Annotated in this window: 12 protein-coding genes; 1 reads left to right on the top strand and 11 read right to left on the bottom strand. The window is 61.4% G+C overall.

The genetic code is table 11. The features are described 5' to 3' along the window. Window positions 1-139 precede the first annotated feature (139 nt). Entirely contained in the window at window positions 140-2041 is a 1902-nt protein-coding gene (locus IPJ87_13460) for an amidophosphoribosyltransferase (protein MBK7942858.1), read from the top strand. Between the two features lie 3 nt (window positions 2042-2044). On the opposite strand, the gene IPJ87_13455 is transcribed toward IPJ87_13460, so the two are convergent. The 11 genes from IPJ87_13455 to IPJ87_13405 all read right to left on the bottom strand — a co-directional run bounded on the left by IPJ87_13455 (window position 2045) and on the right by IPJ87_13405 (window position 17674). Then, complete coding sequence (locus IPJ87_13455) at window positions 2045-4216, bottom strand: hypothetical protein (protein MBK7942857.1); 2172 nt, start codon at window positions 4214-4216, stop codon at window positions 2045-2047. A gap of 16 nt (window positions 4217-4232) precedes the next feature. Beyond that, window positions 4233-4745: a DUF2480 family protein gene (locus IPJ87_13450; protein MBK7942856.1), complete on the bottom strand. Its 513-nt coding sequence runs from the start codon at window positions 4743-4745 to the stop codon at window positions 4233-4235. A gap of 183 nt (window positions 4746-4928) precedes the next feature. Then, on the bottom strand, window positions 4929-5249 hold the full coding sequence (locus IPJ87_13445) for an SUF system Fe-S cluster assembly protein (GenBank protein ID MBK7942855.1): 321 nt from the start codon (window positions 5247-5249) through the stop codon (window positions 4929-4931). After that, a complete protein-coding gene (locus tag IPJ87_13440) occupies window positions 5246-5668 on the bottom strand; it encodes a SufE family protein (protein ID MBK7942854.1) in 423 nt (140 codons plus the stop codon). Before IPJ87_13440 ends, IPJ87_13445 begins: the two co-directional genes overlap by 4 nt. 5 nt (window positions 5669-5673) lie before the next feature. Beyond that, window positions 5674-5922 (bottom strand): hypothetical protein, encoded by a 249-nt coding sequence (locus IPJ87_13435; protein ID MBK7942853.1) that lies wholly within the window; start codon window positions 5920-5922, stop codon window positions 5674-5676. 143 nt (window positions 5923-6065) lie between these two features. Next, a complete protein-coding gene (locus IPJ87_13430) occupies window positions 6066-7340 on the bottom strand; it encodes a cysteine desulfurase (protein MBK7942852.1) in 1275 nt (424 codons plus the stop codon). A gap of 101 nt (window positions 7341-7441) precedes the next feature. Next, window positions 7442-8710 (bottom strand): Fe-S cluster assembly protein SufD, encoded by a 1269-nt coding sequence (gene sufD, locus IPJ87_13425; protein MBK7942851.1) that lies wholly within the window; start codon window positions 8708-8710, stop codon window positions 7442-7444. Then, window positions 8710-9456 (bottom strand): Fe-S cluster assembly ATPase SufC, encoded by a 747-nt coding sequence (gene sufC / locus IPJ87_13420; GenBank protein MBK7942850.1) that lies wholly within the window; start codon window positions 9454-9456, stop codon window positions 8710-8712. The genes sufD and sufC overlap by 1 nt, the downstream gene beginning before the upstream one ends. 171 nt (window positions 9457-9627) lie before the next feature. Further along, complete coding sequence (locus IPJ87_13415) at window positions 9628-9906, bottom strand: hypothetical protein (GenBank protein MBK7942849.1); 279 nt, start codon at window positions 9904-9906, stop codon at window positions 9628-9630. A gap of 11 nt (window positions 9907-9917) precedes the next feature. Then, window positions 9918-11429: a T9SS type A sorting domain-containing protein gene (locus IPJ87_13410; protein MBK7942848.1), complete on the bottom strand. Its 1512-nt coding sequence runs from the start codon at window positions 11427-11429 to the stop codon at window positions 9918-9920. 14 nt (window positions 11430-11443) lie between these two features. Further along, a complete protein-coding gene (locus IPJ87_13405; GenBank protein MBK7942847.1) occupies window positions 11444-17674 on the bottom strand; it encodes a hypothetical protein in 6231 nt (2076 codons plus the stop codon). Window position 17675 lies beyond the last annotated feature (1 nt).

The raw sequence follows: 17675 nt of genomic DNA, 5'->3' as shown, positions 1-17675 counted from the left end.
TCCGAAATTACGCTGGGTAGACAGGCCCGGGGCCCCGGAAGTTGCTTGGAACGGGCAGGGGAGGCGATGGACGGGGAAACGGCCGGACGGGTCGGCGTACCTTTGCGCTCCGGTCCCTCTCCCGGCCGGCCCGCCGCCGATGAGCGACGTCCTCCAGCACGAGTGCGGCATCGCGCTCATCCGCCTCCGCAAGCCGCTGGCCCACTACGCCGAACGCCACGGCACCGCCTTCTATGGCCTCCAGCGCATGTTCCTCCTCATGGAGAAACAGCACAACCGTGGCCAGGACGGGGCGGGCGTGGCCTCCATCAAGCTGGACCCCCTGCCAGGCACGGCCTACATCGACCGTGAGCGCAGCACCGACAAGCAGGCCATCCAGAAGATCTTCGGCCGGATCCAGAAGGGCCATGAGGATGCCCTGCGGCTGCCGGGAGCCAGGCCCGATGACACCGAATGGCTGAAGGCCCATGTGCCCTTCATGGGCGAGGTGCTGCTGGGCCACCTGCGCTACGCCACCTTCGGCCGCGACAGCCTGGAGAACTGCCACCCCCGCCGGCGCCTCAACAACTGGATCACGCGCAACCTGGTGGTGGCCGGCAACTTCAACATGACCAATGTGGACGAGCTGTTCAACCTGCTCGTCAGCATCGGCCAGCACCCCAAGGAGCGCAGCGACACCATGACGGTGCTGGAGAAGATCGGTCACTTCCTGGACGTGGAGAACGACCGGCTCGCGCAGATCCACCGCCAGCTGGGCTACAACGACCGGCAGATCACACAGGTGGTCGCCGAGAAACTTGATGTGCGGCAGATCCTGGTGAACAGTGCGCTCGACTTCGATGGCGGATATGCCCTGGCCGGCATGATCGGCCACGGCGATGCCTTCGTGCTGCGCGACCCCAATGGCATCCGGCCCGCCTTCTGGTACGCGGACGCGGACGTGGTGGTGGTGGCCAGCGAACGCCCCGCCATCCAGACGGCCTTCCACGTGCCCACCGAGGCCGTGCACGAGCTCACCCCCGGCCATGCGCTCATCATCCGCAAGGACGGCAGCTACGGGGAGCACCTGGTGCGCGAACCGCGCGAAAAGCGTTCCTGTTCCTTCGAACGCATCTACTTCAGCCGCGGCAGCGACCGCGACGTGTACCGCGAGCGCATCGCCCTGGGCCGCTCCCTCTGCCCGGCCATCCTGGAGGCCGTGGACCACGACCTGGAGCATACCGTGCTCTCCTTCATCCCCAACACGGCCGAGGTGGCGTGCTTCGGCATGGTGCGCGGCCTGGAGGACGAACTGGACCGCATCAAGGCCCGCCGCATACTGGAGCTCGGCCCCACACCCGACCCCGACGCGCTGGCCCGCATCCTCGCCCTGCGCCCCCGCATGGAGAAGGTGGCCATCAAGGACGCCAAGCTGCGCACCTTCATCACGGGCGACGACGCCCGCGACGACCTTGTGGCGCACGTGTACGACATCACCTACGGCACCGTGCGTCCGGGTGTGGACAGCCTGGTGGTGCTCGATGACAGCATCGTGCGCGGCACCACCCTGCGGCAGAGCATCCTGCGCATGCTGGACCGCCTCGGGCCCCGGCGCATCGTGGTGGCCAGCAGCGCCCCGCAGATCCGCTACCCCGATTGCTACGGCATCGACATGGCCAAGCTCGGCGACCTGGTGGCCTTCCAGGCGGCCATCGCCCTGCTGAAGGAGACCAAGCAGGAGAACATCATCGACGATGTGTACGAGCGCTGCATGGCCGACGTGGACAAGCCGCTGGGCGGCATGGTGAACCACGTGAAGGACATTTATCGCCCCTTCACCGCCGACCGCATCAGCGCCAAGATCACCGAGCTGCTCACCCCGCCCGGGATCAACGCCGAGGTGCGCATCCTCTTCCAGACCATCGAGGGCCTGCACGCGGCCTGTCCGGGACATCTGGGCGATTGGTATTTCACGGGCGACTACCCCACACCGGGCGGCGATCGCGTGGCCCTCCGGGCCTTCATCAACTGGCGGCAGGGCAAGAACGTGCGCGCCTACTGAGCGTCACCGGCGTTCGACCCGACCGCGCTTTTCCAGGCGCTGGCGTTCTTCCGCGGGCAGGTCGAGCACGGCGTCGCCATGAAGCACGATGCGCGAGCTGCGGTCCAGCTGCACCCGGGCGCCCGGTTCCAAGCGGAGCGTGGCACCGGGGAGCACGTGCAGTTCACTGGCCCGCAGGAGCTCCAGCGACGCGGAGGAGCGCACCAGCAGTGTCGCTCCCGGGGTCACCACGAAGCGCGTCGGCGCGCTGAACCAGATGCGGCCATCGGCCTCCTCGGGACGGTCCACGCGCGTGGGCGTGCCTGCGCGGTCGAGCAACAGGCGGGCGCCCGCCTCCACGGTGAGGCCCGCACCGCCGCGGCCGCGGAGCGGTGGCAGGACGATGCTGTCGGCGCACCAGCGCACCTCCCGGTCCACCACGTTGTCATCGGTGCGCACGCGCACCGTGGCCGCGCCGTCCGCAGCCTGGGTCAGCAGCTCCACGCGAAGGCCGTTCAGCACCACCAGCCGTGCGTCCGGGGCACCCCCCTTGTGGAGCGCCTTGCCGCCCGCGCTCACCAGGGTCATCAGATTGGCGGTACCGGGGTTGGTGGCCAGGCCGAGCGCACGGTTCCCGTTCATCCGGAAGGCCTGCTCGGGGCGGCCGAAGAACACGGCCTCTGCGGTCACGCGGCCGTCCACGACGCGTGTGCCGGGGATGTAATGCTCGCGGCGGTCGAGCCGGCCGTCGCCATCGCGGTCATACACAGGCAGCTCCAGCTCGTGGCCGCCGCTCAGGGGGTTCGCCGCACGGCTGTTCGCGAAGAAGGGCATGCTCCGGCCTCCATTGAAGGGACAGTCCGTGAGCAGCGTATCGCCGCGCAGCTCCAGGTCGAAGAGGCCGGTGGCGGGCACCGCGCGCAGGTAGTCGGCGTGGCCCTGGTAGATGTCCTTGCCCGCGCGCACCTCATGCGCCACCTGCACCATGGCGAACAGGCCGGGCTCCACCGGTGCGATGCAGCGGTTGTCCGCCTCCCAGTGGAAGCGGTCCGTGGGGCTGCCGTTGCGGGCGTGGCCGAGGTGGTTCTCCAGCCAGAGCCATTGCGGGTGGACACCTTCGGGCAGGTAGGGCAGCCGGATGCGGAGCGCATCGCCGCTGGTCACGAAGTCGCGTAGCACGAACACGCCCGTGTCCCCGACCCCCGGGTCCAGATCACCGTCGGCCCACCGCCCGTCCGGCGTGCGTGCGTTGATGCGGTGCGGAGCGTCATCGGCCCGCCAGCCCAGCCGGTCGCGGTCCCAGCCACTGCACGTGAGCAGCGCACTGCTGGCCGCGCCCATCATGCTGTGGCCACCCTGAAGGGCGATGAAGTGGCTCTGGAAATGCGCAGCGTTACCCCCGCCGCTGTGGAAGTTGTTACCGCCCAGCAGCAGGTGGTTGAACTCGTGCTTCAGGATCTCGAAGGGCAGGGCGTTCATGCCGCCGAAGCGGCTCTGGGTGTCGCTTTCGACGCCGTACAAGGCGCCGCTGCTGCCCGGGTCGGTGCTGCCCTGGCCGTGCGTCAGCCCGCTGTTGCGCAGGATCAGCATCACGTGGTCGTAGCTGTGCGGGCTGTCCGGACCGGCCTCTTTTGCGGCTCCGGGGATCCGGCCGTCCTTCCAGAGGTCGAAGTCCGCCACCGACAGGCGGTGCGCCGTGCGCAGGGCGCCCAGCTTGTTGGCCTCGGCCACGGCGGCCTTGCTCAGGTCGTTGGCGTTGCGCAGCTCGCCGTGCTCGCTCTGGCGAAGGCGCAGCAGCTGGTCCACGTGGTCGCCCAGCACCGTGTACCGGCCCAGGCTGATGTCGTGGTAGTAGCGCGTCACCATCGCCTGGGGCACCGGGCGCGCATGCGGATCGAACACGTCGTCCTTCCACAGTGGCAGCCGGCCCTTCGGCCAGTGCGCCGCCCCGTCGGGCTGCGGGTCGCGTCCCGGATCCTTGTCGTACACCACCTCGGCGAAGAGCACCAGCACGCGCAGGGTGCCGTGCGGTGTCAGGTACCAGCCGTGCTCGCTGCGGATCCCGGTGGTGTCCGCGGATGCGGTGGTCGGCGCCGCGCCCCCGGTCACCGGTGTGCCCTGCGCGTTGCGGGGAACCCCTTGCGCGTGCGCCGCGAACTCCAGGAAGACGACGGTGACCAGGAGGAACGTCCGCATGTCCCGAAGGTAGTGCCTAGGCCTTCGGCGCCTTGTATAGCGGCACGGTACTGCACGGCTCGCCGAACATCAGGCTCTTCACCACGGGAAGCAGCTTGGCGCTCAACTCCACGTAGGCGTTCAGCGGCACGGGCAACTTGCTACAGCCCTTCACCACCACGCGGGCATTGCGGTAGGGCTCCACATCCAACTGCTGCACGAAGCGGGTGAACACGGCGCGTTCCAGCTGGTCGGCATCGCCCTGCGAGACGAAGACCGCGAAGGGCTGCAGGTGGGTTGCTACGAGCATGTACGCCCACGTCGGGATGATCGCGTCGGCGGAACAATGCACGCTCACGAACTTGTCCATGTACTGCGACCAGTCGTGCTCTTTGCAGAAGGCGCGCAGGTCCTCCTCTTTCAACGCGATCTCCTGCCACAGCAGCGGCTTCAGGTCGAAGACCATGCGCTCGCCGGCCGGGTACAGCTCCTCCAGATCGAGGGTGATGATGCCGGAGGAGGCGACTTTGTTGATGATGGGGTCTGACATGGCCTGATCCCAATTGCGGTCAATGACCAAGGGTAAGGCTGGTAGGTCGACCCGATGGGTCGACGCTACAGGTGCCCTGTAGCCAGGTTGTGGCCAACCTGTCAGCCCCATTCGCTTTTATCTGTGCCATCTGCGTCAACTGCGACTGTAATTCCTTGCGTCTTTGCGCCTTTGCGGCCGACCTCACATGAACCCCAGTTCCAATTGCGCCGCCTCGCTCATCATCGTCCGGTCCCACGGCGGCTCGAAGGTGATCTCCACCTTCGCGCCACTGACCCCCTGCACACCGGCCACTTTCTGCTCCACCTCGTTGGGCAGGCTTTCGGCCACGGGGCAGGCGGGGCTGGTCAAGGTCATCTTGATGCCCACGTGCGCTTCGTCACTGATGTTCACCTCGTAGATCAGGCCAAGCTCGTAGATATCGACCGGGATCTCCGGGTCATACACGCTCTTGAGCATGTCGATGACGCGGTCCTCCAGGTGCTGCTTTTCTTCGGGAGTCATGACTTGGAAGAGTATGCGAGGGCGTAGCGTTTCATCTGATCGATCATCGCGCTCAACCCGTTCGCACGGTTCGGGCTCAGGTGCGCGCGCAGGCCGATCTGGTCGATGAACTCCGTGGAGGCGCCGAGGATCTCCTGCGGCGTGCGGTCGTTGTAAACGCGTACCAGTAGCGCCACAATGCCCTTGGTGATCATGGCGTCGCTGTCGGCAGTGAAGTGGACGAGGCCGTCCTTGTGTTCCGCGCTCAGCCATACCCGGCTCTGGCAGCCGCGCACCAGGTTGTCGTCGGTCTTGTGCTCCGGCGCGATCAGCGGCAGGTCCTTGCCCAGCTCGATCAGGTGCTCGTAGCGGTCCTGCCAGTCCGAGAACATGGCGAACTCGTCCACCACTTCTTGTTGGTCTTGGGCGATGGAAGACATGTCGGTCATTCAGCCGGGCTGAACTTGTTTGACGACAGATCGAAGACAACGTTGGCATCACGATCATCAATGCGCCGATGGATAATAACGCGATTGCGATCAAGCCATTCCATGTCGAACACCCCACCCTCGTATGAACCCTTCCCTTCCCCCAGGTCGTAGTCGATGAACCACTTGGTGCCGTTCTTCTCGAAACCAAGACACCATCGCTCAGCAGCCAGGAAGTTTGCTTGGGAATCCCGCCAGTAGTACACCGTTGCCTGAATGCTGCTATCCTGTGAGGCACGAGTCACCCAAACGGAATCTGGAAAGTTCGCCGAAGCTGTAGTTCGAGCTGTGTCTGACTGAGCGCAGCCAATAAGCAGCAAGCTTGCGCACGCTATGAATAGAACACTCTTCATCGCAGCATCTTCACTCCTTTCTTCACCCCAGCCACCAGCGCATCCACCTCGGTGATCGTATTGAAGCAGGCGAAGCTCGCCCGCGTCGTTCCGCTCACACCGAAGCGCTCCATCAGCGGCTGTGTGCAGTGGTGGCCCGTGCGCACGGCGATGCCCTGCTGGTCGAGCAGGGTGCCGAGGTCGTAGTGGTGAACGCCCTCGATGACGAAGCTGATCACGCCCACCTTCTCTGTGGCTGTGCCGATGATGCGCAGGCCATCGATGGTGAGCAGCTCCTTGGTCGCATGCTCCAACAACAGGTGCTCATGCGCGGCCATGGCGATCTTGTCGTAGTCCTCCATCCAGCGGATCGCCTCGCCTAGCCCGATGATGCCCGCGATGTGCGGCGTGCCCGCCTCGAACTTGAAGGGCAGCTTGGCGTAGGTCGTCTTCTCGAAGGTGACCACGTCGATCATCTCGCCGCCACCCTGCCAAGGGGGCATGCGCTCCAGCAGCTCCTCGCGGCCGTAGAGCACACCCGTGCCTGTGGGACCATAGGCCTTGTGCCCGCTGAACGCGTAGAGGTCGCAGCCGAGGTCTTGCACATCCACGTCCAGATGCGCGATCGCTTGCGCGCCATCCACCACGGTGATGATGCCGCGCTTTTTCGCATCGGCGATCAGCTCCTTCACGGGGTTGATCGTGCCCAGTGTGTTGCTCACATGGCTGATCGCAAGTATGCGGGTCTTCTCGGAGAACGGCACTTGCTTCAGGTCCAATTCTCCGCTGTCCGTGATCGGGATCACCTTCAGCGTGGCGCCATGCCGCTCGCAAGCCAGCTGCCAGGGCACGATGTTGCTGTGGTGCTCCATCCCACTGATCAGTACTTCGGGCTTTTCCTCGCTCGCCGAAGCGCTTCGCGAAGGCGAGTTCAGTAGCAACTGCCCCAGGCTGAACGCAGCGAGGTTCAAGCTTGCCGTTGTGCCGCTGGTGAAGATCACCTCGTGGACATGCTTGGCGTTGATGTGCCTGCGGATGATATCCCGAGAAGCCTCCTGGGCCTCGGTGGCCTTCGTGCTCAATGTGTGCACACCGCGGTGCACGTTGGCGTTGATCGTGGCGTAGTACGCGCTCTCGGCCTTGATCACGCGGCGCGGCTTCTGGCTGGTCGCGGCGTTGTCGAAGTACACCAGCGGCTTGCCATGCACCAGTTCCTTCAGGATCGGGAACTGCGCACGGATCTCTACGACGTCGAAGGCGCGTTTCACCGCAGGGGGGGGTGAGGTGCTCATGGAATGCGGTTCACCACAGAGGCACAGAGAGCACAGAGGAATGCGAAAGCGGATTCTTCATTTGTCTTTCTCTGTGTCCTCTGTGCCTCTGTTGTGAAGCATTAAAGCGTTTCCAGTTTTGCGTCGATCAAGTAAGCGAGATGCTTCCGCCAATCCTCGTTCGTGATCCGCTCCAGCACGTCCGTCATGAATGCATGCGACAACATGCGCCGCGCTTCAGCCTCACTCACGCCGCGCGAACGCAGGTAGAACAGGCCCTTCTCGTCCAGGCGACCGATCGTGCATCCGTGGCTGCACTTCACGTCGTCGGCGTAGATCTCCAGCTCGGGCTTGGTGAAGACGCGGGCGTCATCGCCTTGCAGGATGTTCGCGTTGCTCTGATAGGCGCGGGTGCGCTGGGCGTCCTGCTTCACGTACACCTTGCCGTTGAACACGCTGGTGCCTTTGCCGGCCACGATGCCCTTGTAGAGCTCGTCGCTGGTACAGTCCGGAACATCATGACCGATGTACGTGTGGTTGTCGCAGTGCGTGGTGCCGTTGAGCAGGTACACGCCGTTCAGTTCGGCGTGCGCCTCCGGACCGGCCAGCGACACCTTCACCTCATTGCGGATCAGCGCGCCATCCAGTGTCGTGGTGCTGATGCTGAAATGACCTTTCGTGCCGATCGTCACGCCATCGAGACCGATGTGTGAAGGACCATTAGCTTCGTTCTGCAGCAGGTGGATCGTGAGGTTCGCGTTTTCGCCGATCACGCTTTCGCGGATGCCGTTGATGAGGGAGGTGGAGGCATTCCCCTGCGCGATGTGCTCAATGATCACCTCCACATTCGCGCCTTCGTGCAGCATGAACAGATCGCGCGGCTGGATCAGCTGACCGCCATCGGTGGTGATGTGGAGCACGTGGAGCGGCTTGCTCGTCTTCGTGCCTTTCGTGGCGAGGATGATCAGGCCGTCGGTGGGGGCAGCGGTGTTCATCGCCGTGAAGAGGCGATCGCTGATCGGCGCGACCTGTCCGTAATGGGCCTTCACCGGACCGTGCGCCAGGTGGTGCTTCAGGCTGTCGATCACCAGTCCCTTCTGGCCTTTGAGGTCATCGCTCAGGTCCGCGCGGAAGTGGCCGTTCACGAAGACGACGCGAGTGGTGTCGAACGGAAGGCGATCCGGAAGTGTGACGGTCGCATCACCCTTCGGCGTGGTGTACGGTTGATTGAACAGCTTGGCCACGCGGGTGTACTTCCACGCTTCGGTCTTGCTGGTGGGCACAGGCAGTGCGTGCACCAGAGCGAGGGCTTCGGGCGCTCCGGGCCAGGTGCTTCCCTCGAGCAGTGGAAGCACGGTAGCCTTGGGGTCGGTGGCGGTCATCGTGCTCATCACGCGTGCTCCTTCACCCAGTCATAGCCCTTTTCCTCCAGCTCCAGTGCCAGCTCCTTCGGACCGCTCTTGATGATGCGGCCATCCGCCATCACATGTACCACGTCGGGCACGATGTAGTCCAGCAGGCGTTGGTAGTGCGTCACCACCACGAAGGCGTTGTCCTTGGAGCGCAGCTTGTTCACACCGCCGGCCACGATGCGCAGCGCGTCGATGTCGAGGCCGCTATCGGTCTCGTCGAGGATGCCGAGCTTGGGTTCGAGCATCGCCATCTGGAAGATCTCGTTGCGCTTCTTCTCGCCGCCGCTGAAGCCCACGTTGAGGTTGCGGTTCATAAGGTCGGCGTCCATCTCCACGAACTTGGCGCGTTCGCGCACCAGGGCCAGGAAGTCCTTGCCGCCGAGCTCCTCCAGGCCGTTGGCCTTGCGCGTCTCGTTCAGGGCCGTGCGCAGGAAGGTCATGTTGCTCACGCCGGGGATCTCCACCGGGTATTGGAAGGCGAGGAAGATGCCTTTCCAGGCGCGCTCCTCCGGTGCCAGTTCCTGCAGGTCCTCACCGAGGTAGGTCACGGAGCCTCCGGTCACTTCATATTCCTCTCGTCCAGCGAGGACGTTCGCGAGGGTGCTCTTGCCCGATCCGTTGGGGCCCATGATGGCGTGCACTTCGCCGGCCTTCACTTCCAGGTTGAGGCCTTTGAGGATCTCCTTGCCGTCGATGTTGGCGTGGAGGTTGATTATCTTAAGCATGCGGTCTTGTTTAGAACGATTCTAAACTGGGAATGTGGCGCAAAGGTAGGCTGTTGTAGGTGAGCAGCCAAGGTGATCGAAGAACAAGCCGAACTACCCGGCGGTTCAATTGGCCCAACGCCAAGACTTACGCTCAACGCAGCGCTTGTCCATGGGCACAATGTGCGCCACCTATGGGGTCATCTCATATCGGAAGCGCATATCCAACGCTTTCGTATCCAGTGTATCCAGCATCTCCCGCGTTACCCGCAAGGGGTACAAGCTCCTGTTCAGCGGCTTCCGCATCATCTCCAGCCACACCGCCTGGGTGAAGCGCTCGGGCTTGTTGGCCAGCAGGACGGCCCGTGTGGGCGCGTTCCATTCGAGCGCGGTCGCCGAGCTGTCAGTATTCGTCGTGATGGGAGCTTGTGCAAAGGCCGTCAACGGGCAAAGCATCAGCAGGAAGAGCATCAAGCGTGGGTTCATGGCTCAACGATCATAATGCGGGTTGATGCCGAACGCACGCCCCAGCTTATTCGACAATTGTACAACCCTTCCGATCCGTGACCGAGTTCGATCGCATGCATTTGGCTCCAGGGTGCTATTCTCTCTTGGAGTATCATGCGGCCTGATAGGTCGTGTACTTCCAACAGCCCGACCTGGCCAATGGATGGATAGTTCAATGTGAACGCACCAGCGCTTGGGTTGGGAAAGGCCCGCAATGATTCCTGCAAAGCAGCCTCTGCCATACCATTGTTGATCCCCAAACTATCGCACACGCTGCCATCCACTGGCCCCAAGTGGTAGTTGGGGTGGTTGGGTAGCGAGTTGCTGAAGTAGCGCGGAAGGGCGATGCCATGCTGTTCGATGTTGCAGGCCAACCCCGCTGAATCCGGCGAGTGGATCACATGCAGCTTGTCCGTGCTGTTGCCCGTGCCGATGTAGATCTTGCCATCGGGCGCCAGTTGGGCGATATCGAACAACGTGGCGAAAGGCGGCATCGGGGAATAGGTGCTGTCCCATTCGGCAATTTGTAATTCCGACGCAGCCAGATCCGGTGCCTCGGTATCGTACTGGTACACGTTGAACACATCGGTGATGTACAGGAACCGACCGTTCGGTGAAAAGGCGGCTCCTACTCCTAATTCGCCATCTGTGTAGGTGACCGATGACGGGGCTGAGAACAACCCCGTGCATCGGTCGAACTCAAACAACTCCAGACCAATATCCCGCCAGTAATAGGCGAATTTGCTGCCATCGGGCGAGAAACATACTTGCCCAGTAGCCCAGATACTGAGATCGCCAATGGACTGGGTGCCGTCCAAGTTGATGCCTGCTGGGGTGATCAAGTAGCGATAGAAGGTATTGGTGTTCAACTTACGGCAGAAGGCCCACCAATCGCGGCCGTTCGCATGCCGTACCGCTGTCAAGTGCCCCAGGCTGATCTCATCGTCGAGGATCGAAACGTTCTTGCTCACCACAGCACCCAAGCCCCCATCCAGACTCATGTCAACGGTCGTGAGAAGCAGGTGCTCCGCATTGATGTCCACGCTATTGTCGATGGTCATGTGGAGCAGATAGTAGATGTCTGGATGGTCTGGTCTGGGCAGCAGGAGTACACCTTGGGAGATCAGCAGACCGTATGGGCTGTTGTCAGCGTAGTTGCCAGGATTCAGTCCATCGCCGTTCAGCACAACGGCGCCCAGAGAATTAGCAACCATCCGCCCATTTGTGCTAAAGAGCAAGGTGCCATCGGGGCCAGACATATTGCTTGAAGTGCGTTGAAAATCGGCATCCCGTGACACAGTCGTGATCAACAAACTTCCACTTTGGAAATTGAGGTCCACGCCACCTGAAGGTGGGGGCGCCCAGCTGGCGTATCCACCGTTCCACAAGTTCGTTAAGCCTTGTCCCGCGCTGGTGGCCGGGTCGAAAAGAACTGAAAACGAAAGCGCCGCATGAACGGCCTTCCTGGTATTCACGCGGCGCTTCAAGTTGTGGAAGAACATCATCGAACGATCGTGAGCTTTCCGACACCAATGATGCCCGATGGCCCACGCACCTGATAGTGGTACAAGGCTGGTGCCAGCGAGGCTGTGCTGAACGCCAATCGGGGCATCTCGATCGGGACAACCTGACGCATCACCACGGCTCCCACGGCATCGTACACAACGAAGCTTCCGGGCTCGTCCAGTTCATGGTCGAGCACCAAGGTGGCCTCGTCAACGGCGGGGTTAGGCACCACGGTGACCGCATTGATCGGCAGAGTGGCCAGGCTCTTCACGATGATACCGTGTTGGAGACAGAGTGCTTGGTCATCGAAGTCGTAGCTGTCGTCAATGAGCCAATACAGCGATCGCGCCTTGAACACCGCATTGCCTCCCACCATGGGGCATTGGTTCGCGATCGCGAACAGGTCATCGGCTTGGGTGGTCGTGAAACTGTCCACATCCTTGCCGACGGTGGCGAGGTACACTTCGTTCACCGCCTTCTCGTTGGTTTCGATCAATTCCGAGGTGGTGATGCTGGCGTTCGCCGTCTTCACCCCTTCGGCGGTCAGCACTTTCGTGGTGCTGGCCAGTTGCAAGGCGGAGGCGTTCCAGGCGGCTAGGCTGTTGATGCTCTGCCGGTAACCGCTCAGGCCAACAAGGATGCCTTGCCGTTGCGCCGGCGTGAGCGTGCTGTCGCCCAGTTGCTCCATGCCGTCCTTCACAAGGCTCATCAACGCATCGATCTGCACCTGGTTGGCTTGCAGTTGGGCCACCACGCTGCTGTCCAGGTCGTATAACGCGAGATGGTCGTCCGCGATCGCTTTGAAAGCCGCCGTGGTGCTGCCTTGCAGCGCGGTGTAGAAGGCATCCAGTTCGGGCAGGCTGTCTAGGAGGGCGGGACTGTCGTCCAGCTTCTTGTAAAGATCAGCTGAGAGCATCCATTTAGTCTCTTCGGTGTAGGGGTTGTTCTCCAAGCTGTCACTGGCGATCTTCTCGTCCAATTCGCGGATGCAGTCCTTGCAACGTTCGCCACCGAACTGGCTGCAATAGTGCATTCCGTGGTGGTCCGCGCAATCGTAGTTCGGACCCGGATCGTAGGCGAACCAACTTGGAGGCGACCATGATGGTGGGGTCGTAGTGCCGATTCCAATGAGCGCAGGGTTGTAGAGGAACTGGTAGTTTATCGCCTGCCAATTACTCACCTCATACCACGCCCCCCATACCGGCGTTATGGCGCTTGGGTCCCAGAGGTTTCCCTTCAAGGTTTGTGCATCGATGATGGCCGTTGCGTCCAGGTGTAGCGGCCAGTTGTGGTTGTGGAATTGGTTGCCACGCACATCGGTGTTGTAGGCCACGCCGTTGAACAGGATGCCGTTGGCCGTGCGGTCCATCTCGTTGCAGCTGATCAGCGGCTCGCGGCCCATCACGTTGCGGATGGCGGCCTGCGCATCCACCGGGTAGGCATTGTCACTGCTGCTCACCGTATTGCAGCTCACCTCCGTGGCCCGGCAGCCGTTCAGCCAGATGCCGGTCCTGTTGAATGCGTTGTTGACCAGGCTCAGGTCGTTCTCCGCCACGATCCAGCGGTCCGCCGCGAAAAGGCCGATGCCGAAGCGAGAGGCGTATTGCGGCAGGAAGTGGATGGTGTTGTTCTGGATGCGCGAGTCGGGGGCCACGTAGTTCCCCTCGGTCACTCGGATGGCTGTCCAGCCTTTGCATGCCGTACAACTCGGGTCATTGCCGAAAGTGATGTCGTTGCCTTCGACCAAGATATGCGCCGCACCGTCGTTGGCCCGTAGTTCGATGCCATTGTAGCGGGTGTGTACCTGGTTCTCCAGGATATCCACTTCGCGGTACCCGCTGCGGTCCACGCGGTATGCGGTGCCCATATCCATCATACGGTTGTCCGTGCTGCGCACGTTCATGTATTCGGTGTAGATACCCCAGCGGCAACCGTTGAAGCTGGGCAGGCTGCTGTTCATGCCATAGCCTTGTTGCTTCAAGGTGTTCCAACCCAAGAGGCCGTTCGCGTAGATGCCCGATCCGTTACCGGTGTACGCGTAGGTGGCATCCGGCTGGATGTTCAGCATCTGGCACTCGGCCACGGTCAGGTCGCTGCTGTGGCCCACGATGCCGTTGCTCAGGCTGTGGATCAGGTTGTTGCCGCCGGTGAAGTCCAGCGAGGTATTGTGGACATCCACCGCTGCGAAGCCCTGGCTGCCGACCGCCGAGGCCTGCCCTTGATACGGCTGTGGCATGGGGCCCGCGCTGTAAAAGGTGCTGTTGCTCACCCAGCAGGCCACGTTGTTGTAAGTGCCGCCTACATCCGGTATGCCGATGCCCACACGGTTGTTGTGGAACTGGGTCTCATCCACCCAGATCACCGAGCCGTCCAACGCGGCGACCGTGCTTTCCGCATCGTCCATGTATGAGCCACGGATCCGCACCGTTGAACCATTCTCCGCCGTGATCGACTTCCACATCACGCCGTTGCAGGCCGTGAAGGAACTGTTCTCGATGTCGAGGGTCCAGCCGCCCTGCACGATGATCTCTGCGCCGGGTTCCATGAACACTTGGCAGTTCTGGAAGAGCACATCGTCGTCCACGAAGAACTGACCTTGAATGTCGACCGTTCCGGAGAAGACAGTGCCCACCGTGCTGGCCAGCGAGCCGTCGGGGATCACCGTGTTGGCTTGGCAGCAGGGTTCCACGGTTACTTGTTGCGTACTTGATGCAGCTACTCCGTTCAGAACCACTGTATGGGTGATGGTGTAGGTGCCAGGTGGGGCAGGGACGATCGGCGGGTTCACCGGCCAGCCTTGGTTGTCGGTGATGGTTGAGAAGTAGTTGTAGGTGTAGGTGGGCGCACCGTTGATAGGCGTAGTGCGGTTGTCGCCCCAGGTCCAGCTATGCACGGCTGCAGGATCGGTGAGGGCGCCGGTCACGCTCACTTCCCCCGTGCAGAGGACCTGGTCAATGGTAAAGGAAGCGTCAGGCATGAGAAGACCCGGGCAGCCATTATACTGGATCAGGTAAGCTTGGGTCCAAAGCTCCACGGGCGTACCATTCGTAGTGATAGTGACATTGTTCCATCCTAGCCCGCCGCCCACCGTTGTCGTGCTTGCCCATGTCCAATCTGCATTGATGCCGGGTGGCACGCCGCCTGTGCCGACCGTGAAATCGATGCAGAAGAACTCATAGGTCGGCGGGGCGATATCGATCGGTACAGTAAAGTCGACTGTGACGAGTACGGCCAAGTAACCCGGAGGCCAGCCACCAGTGGTTTGTGGTGAGCCGATGTTCGCGCTGAGGATCGGCAGTGCGCTGGTGATCGTGGGGGAGGTCAGCGCACCGGGAGGGGGAGGTACGAGGTGATCCGGGTAGATGATGTAGTAGCTGACCTGAGTAACGGTGGGTATCACGGTATGCACCCCCAAGCACATATCCACCACGCTGCCCGGATCGCAACCCCCGTTGCCATAAACTATCATAGGACAACCTTCCAGGATATCTGTTTGCACACAGGCTTGTACGTCATCGCCAGTACCCACGGGATCCAAGGTCACGCAGTTCTGATCGGGACCTATGGTGGTGAAGTAGCCGTTGATCACATACGTCTCGCAACCGCCAGCCGGCAGCGTGACAGAGACGTTCGGCCAGCTCAACGATGGGGTGGACCCCGTCATGACGAAGCCTGCCGGGAACTGTTCAGTGAGCGTGACGGCCTCCGCGTTGGCCGTTGTGTTGCACGCCTCGATGGTGAAAAAGACCGGCGCGTAGGCGTAGGTGGGCATGGGCGCCACGGTCTTGGTGAGGGTGAAAGGGTCGCCGCAGGGAGCGGAGCCGACGGTGAAGGTCTCTGTGAACGAAGCGCAACCCAATTCAGTGTCCGTGATCGTAACGGTGTAAGTGCCTGCGGCCAAGTTGCTGTTTGTGCCGGTGGTGGCGCCATTGTTCCACAGAATCGAATAGCTGCCGGGGTAGTAGTGGATATCGAGCGCAATAGAGCCTGTGGCTTGGCCGATGCAGGAGGGAAGGATCGTGGCGTCGGCGGTTATCTGGGGACGAATGACCAAATCGTCGATGGCTAAAAAGGAAGTGGATGTGGTGACCGGAGACCTTGCCACCAAGAAGTTGGACTGAAAGGCTGCGCCGTATGTGAAATTCTCGATGACCAACCCCCAAGTCGTTGAAACAGGAGCTGGCGGATGTGGTATCAGCGTTGGAGCTGGCGCTCCGCCGCATGGGTTTGGCAGTGTGAATGAGGTGACGCCCTGTGTCGGATTGCACGGTCGATCCTGGAAACCGTAGAACTGCCAATCACCAGAACAAGACCCACCATTCTTCGCTTGGTACTCCAAGGAATATGTATAGCCGGGCACCAAAGGTTTGCACAGTTCGAACAACATGCCCTCGCGGCCCAAGTTGCCTGGCAGTGTGTTGCATACCACTTCGCCATAACGAATGTTGGTCGGCGCACCGTTCCATGAAGGGGGATATGCCTCCGCAGGGTTTACGCAATGTCCAAATGCTGGAATGGGGAATGTCAGGCTATTAAAATTGTACCAACCAGGTGGTCGTAGCCCGATCGTGGAAAGGGGGAACCCATTGGGTTCAAACGCAAACAGATCTGGGGAGTTATCAGCACCCTGGTTGTAAGAATCGTGAGGTGCGATATTTCCATTTCTGAATGCAACGCTCTCAAAACCGCCACCATTCACAATGTTGCAATCCGCCACATCACAGGCAGACGCTGGCCAAATGTGAATGAACACATGCGTGATGTTGCCAGTGCGCCCGTCAACAAAGTTCTTCGGCCGATAGCTCGCCCGGCCCCAGCCAACGAATCCTGGATCCGCAACGAAGGTGAAGCGCGGATTCGGGTCCGGGAAGTTGAACTGCGCTGTGATCGTGCCTCCTTCGATCGCCTCCAAGCAGTCGAACCCCAACGGCTCGCCGGACCCGGTTGCCATGTCCTCATCATTGTCGAGGAAGTTGTCGATCGTGATGGTCCCGCCTTGTGGGATCTTGTAGTAGTCGCGCGTAATGTGATCGATCCAAATGTCATCAACCCCAGCCAATCGTGATCCGCATGGCGCGCGAGTATCCACCGTGCCATCCCATCCTGAACCCGAAACGCCATATTGCACGTTCGTGCGGTAATCGATCGCGCAAAGCACATCGACCTCCGGTTGGAGAGGTATCCTCGACTGCCCAGCTGGATTGTTCACGTTCGGATGCATCAGGAAGGGCACACCGCCATTGCACGTGCCATCGAAGTGGCTCAGGCTGCTTCCAGGTTCAAAGGTGGCAGGTGCGTAGATCGGGGTTCCGACTACCTCCGTCGTGCAGTTGCCAGGGGTCGTATTGAAGGAGCCGGAGAGATTACTCGTCCACGAGGTGCCATCACAAAGCACCGGGTCGATCACAAGATCAGAACCGCTCTGCGATACATGAGTGTCGAACCGGAATACGTATTCTGAGCCGCCAAAGACGCAATCGAGGTTCGCGTCCATCCCAGAAGCAAAGCCCAGCATGTGCATGGCCTCGTGCGCCAGCACCGTGTAGAGGTCATACTGCCCGACTGGCACAGGAAGGGTTGGGCCCAGGAACCATGGGTTGGGCGCGTTCCAGTTCACGACCACGAAGCCGTGAGCAAGGGCCTGAGGGGTGTTGATGACTTTGAATCGACGCGTGCAGAACCATGCGTCAAACCCACCATTGATGGTGTTCCAAACTTGCCCATCCAATACACCGTTCATCAACGAGACCGGCCTGTAGTCGTCGTGGATACTGTGAAGGTTTGGTTCGTCTTGCGGGGTATCCAACCAACTGAAGTACGCCGATGCCGCAGCAAGTGCATTCGGTGGTGGTGGCGGAAGGAGCGCGGTGAAATCCCTGAACTGGATGTTCACGAATGCTCCTGGGTTAGGGGCGTTGGTGTACGGGTCGTCCGCAGCGACCAATAGCGCCGATAGATCGGAGAACACTTGGCACGCAACAGCCTGCCGGGCTGGCGTGAATCCGGGATCTTGTGAAAAGTCAAGGTTGAAAATGCCCGCTGTGGTGCAGCCACCACCACCCATAAAGGACAGGGTCGGGTCCGCCATGATCAACTGGTCCGCTGTGAACCGCCTGCCAAAACGATCGAAGGCAAAGAAACTGGTGTCACCGGGCTGAGCTTGGATCGCAGGTGCGATGCTACAAAACAAGGCCACTGTGATGAGTTTCTTGGGGAAGGCGTTCATG

It is taken from the genome of Flavobacteriales bacterium, from assembly GCA_016713875.1.
GTDB lineage: Bacteria > Bacteroidota > Bacteroidia > Flavobacteriales_F > PHOS-HE28 > PHOS-HE28.
The sequence above is the reverse complement of the archived record's forward strand: the minus strand, read 5'-3'. Positions and strand labels throughout refer to the sequence as shown.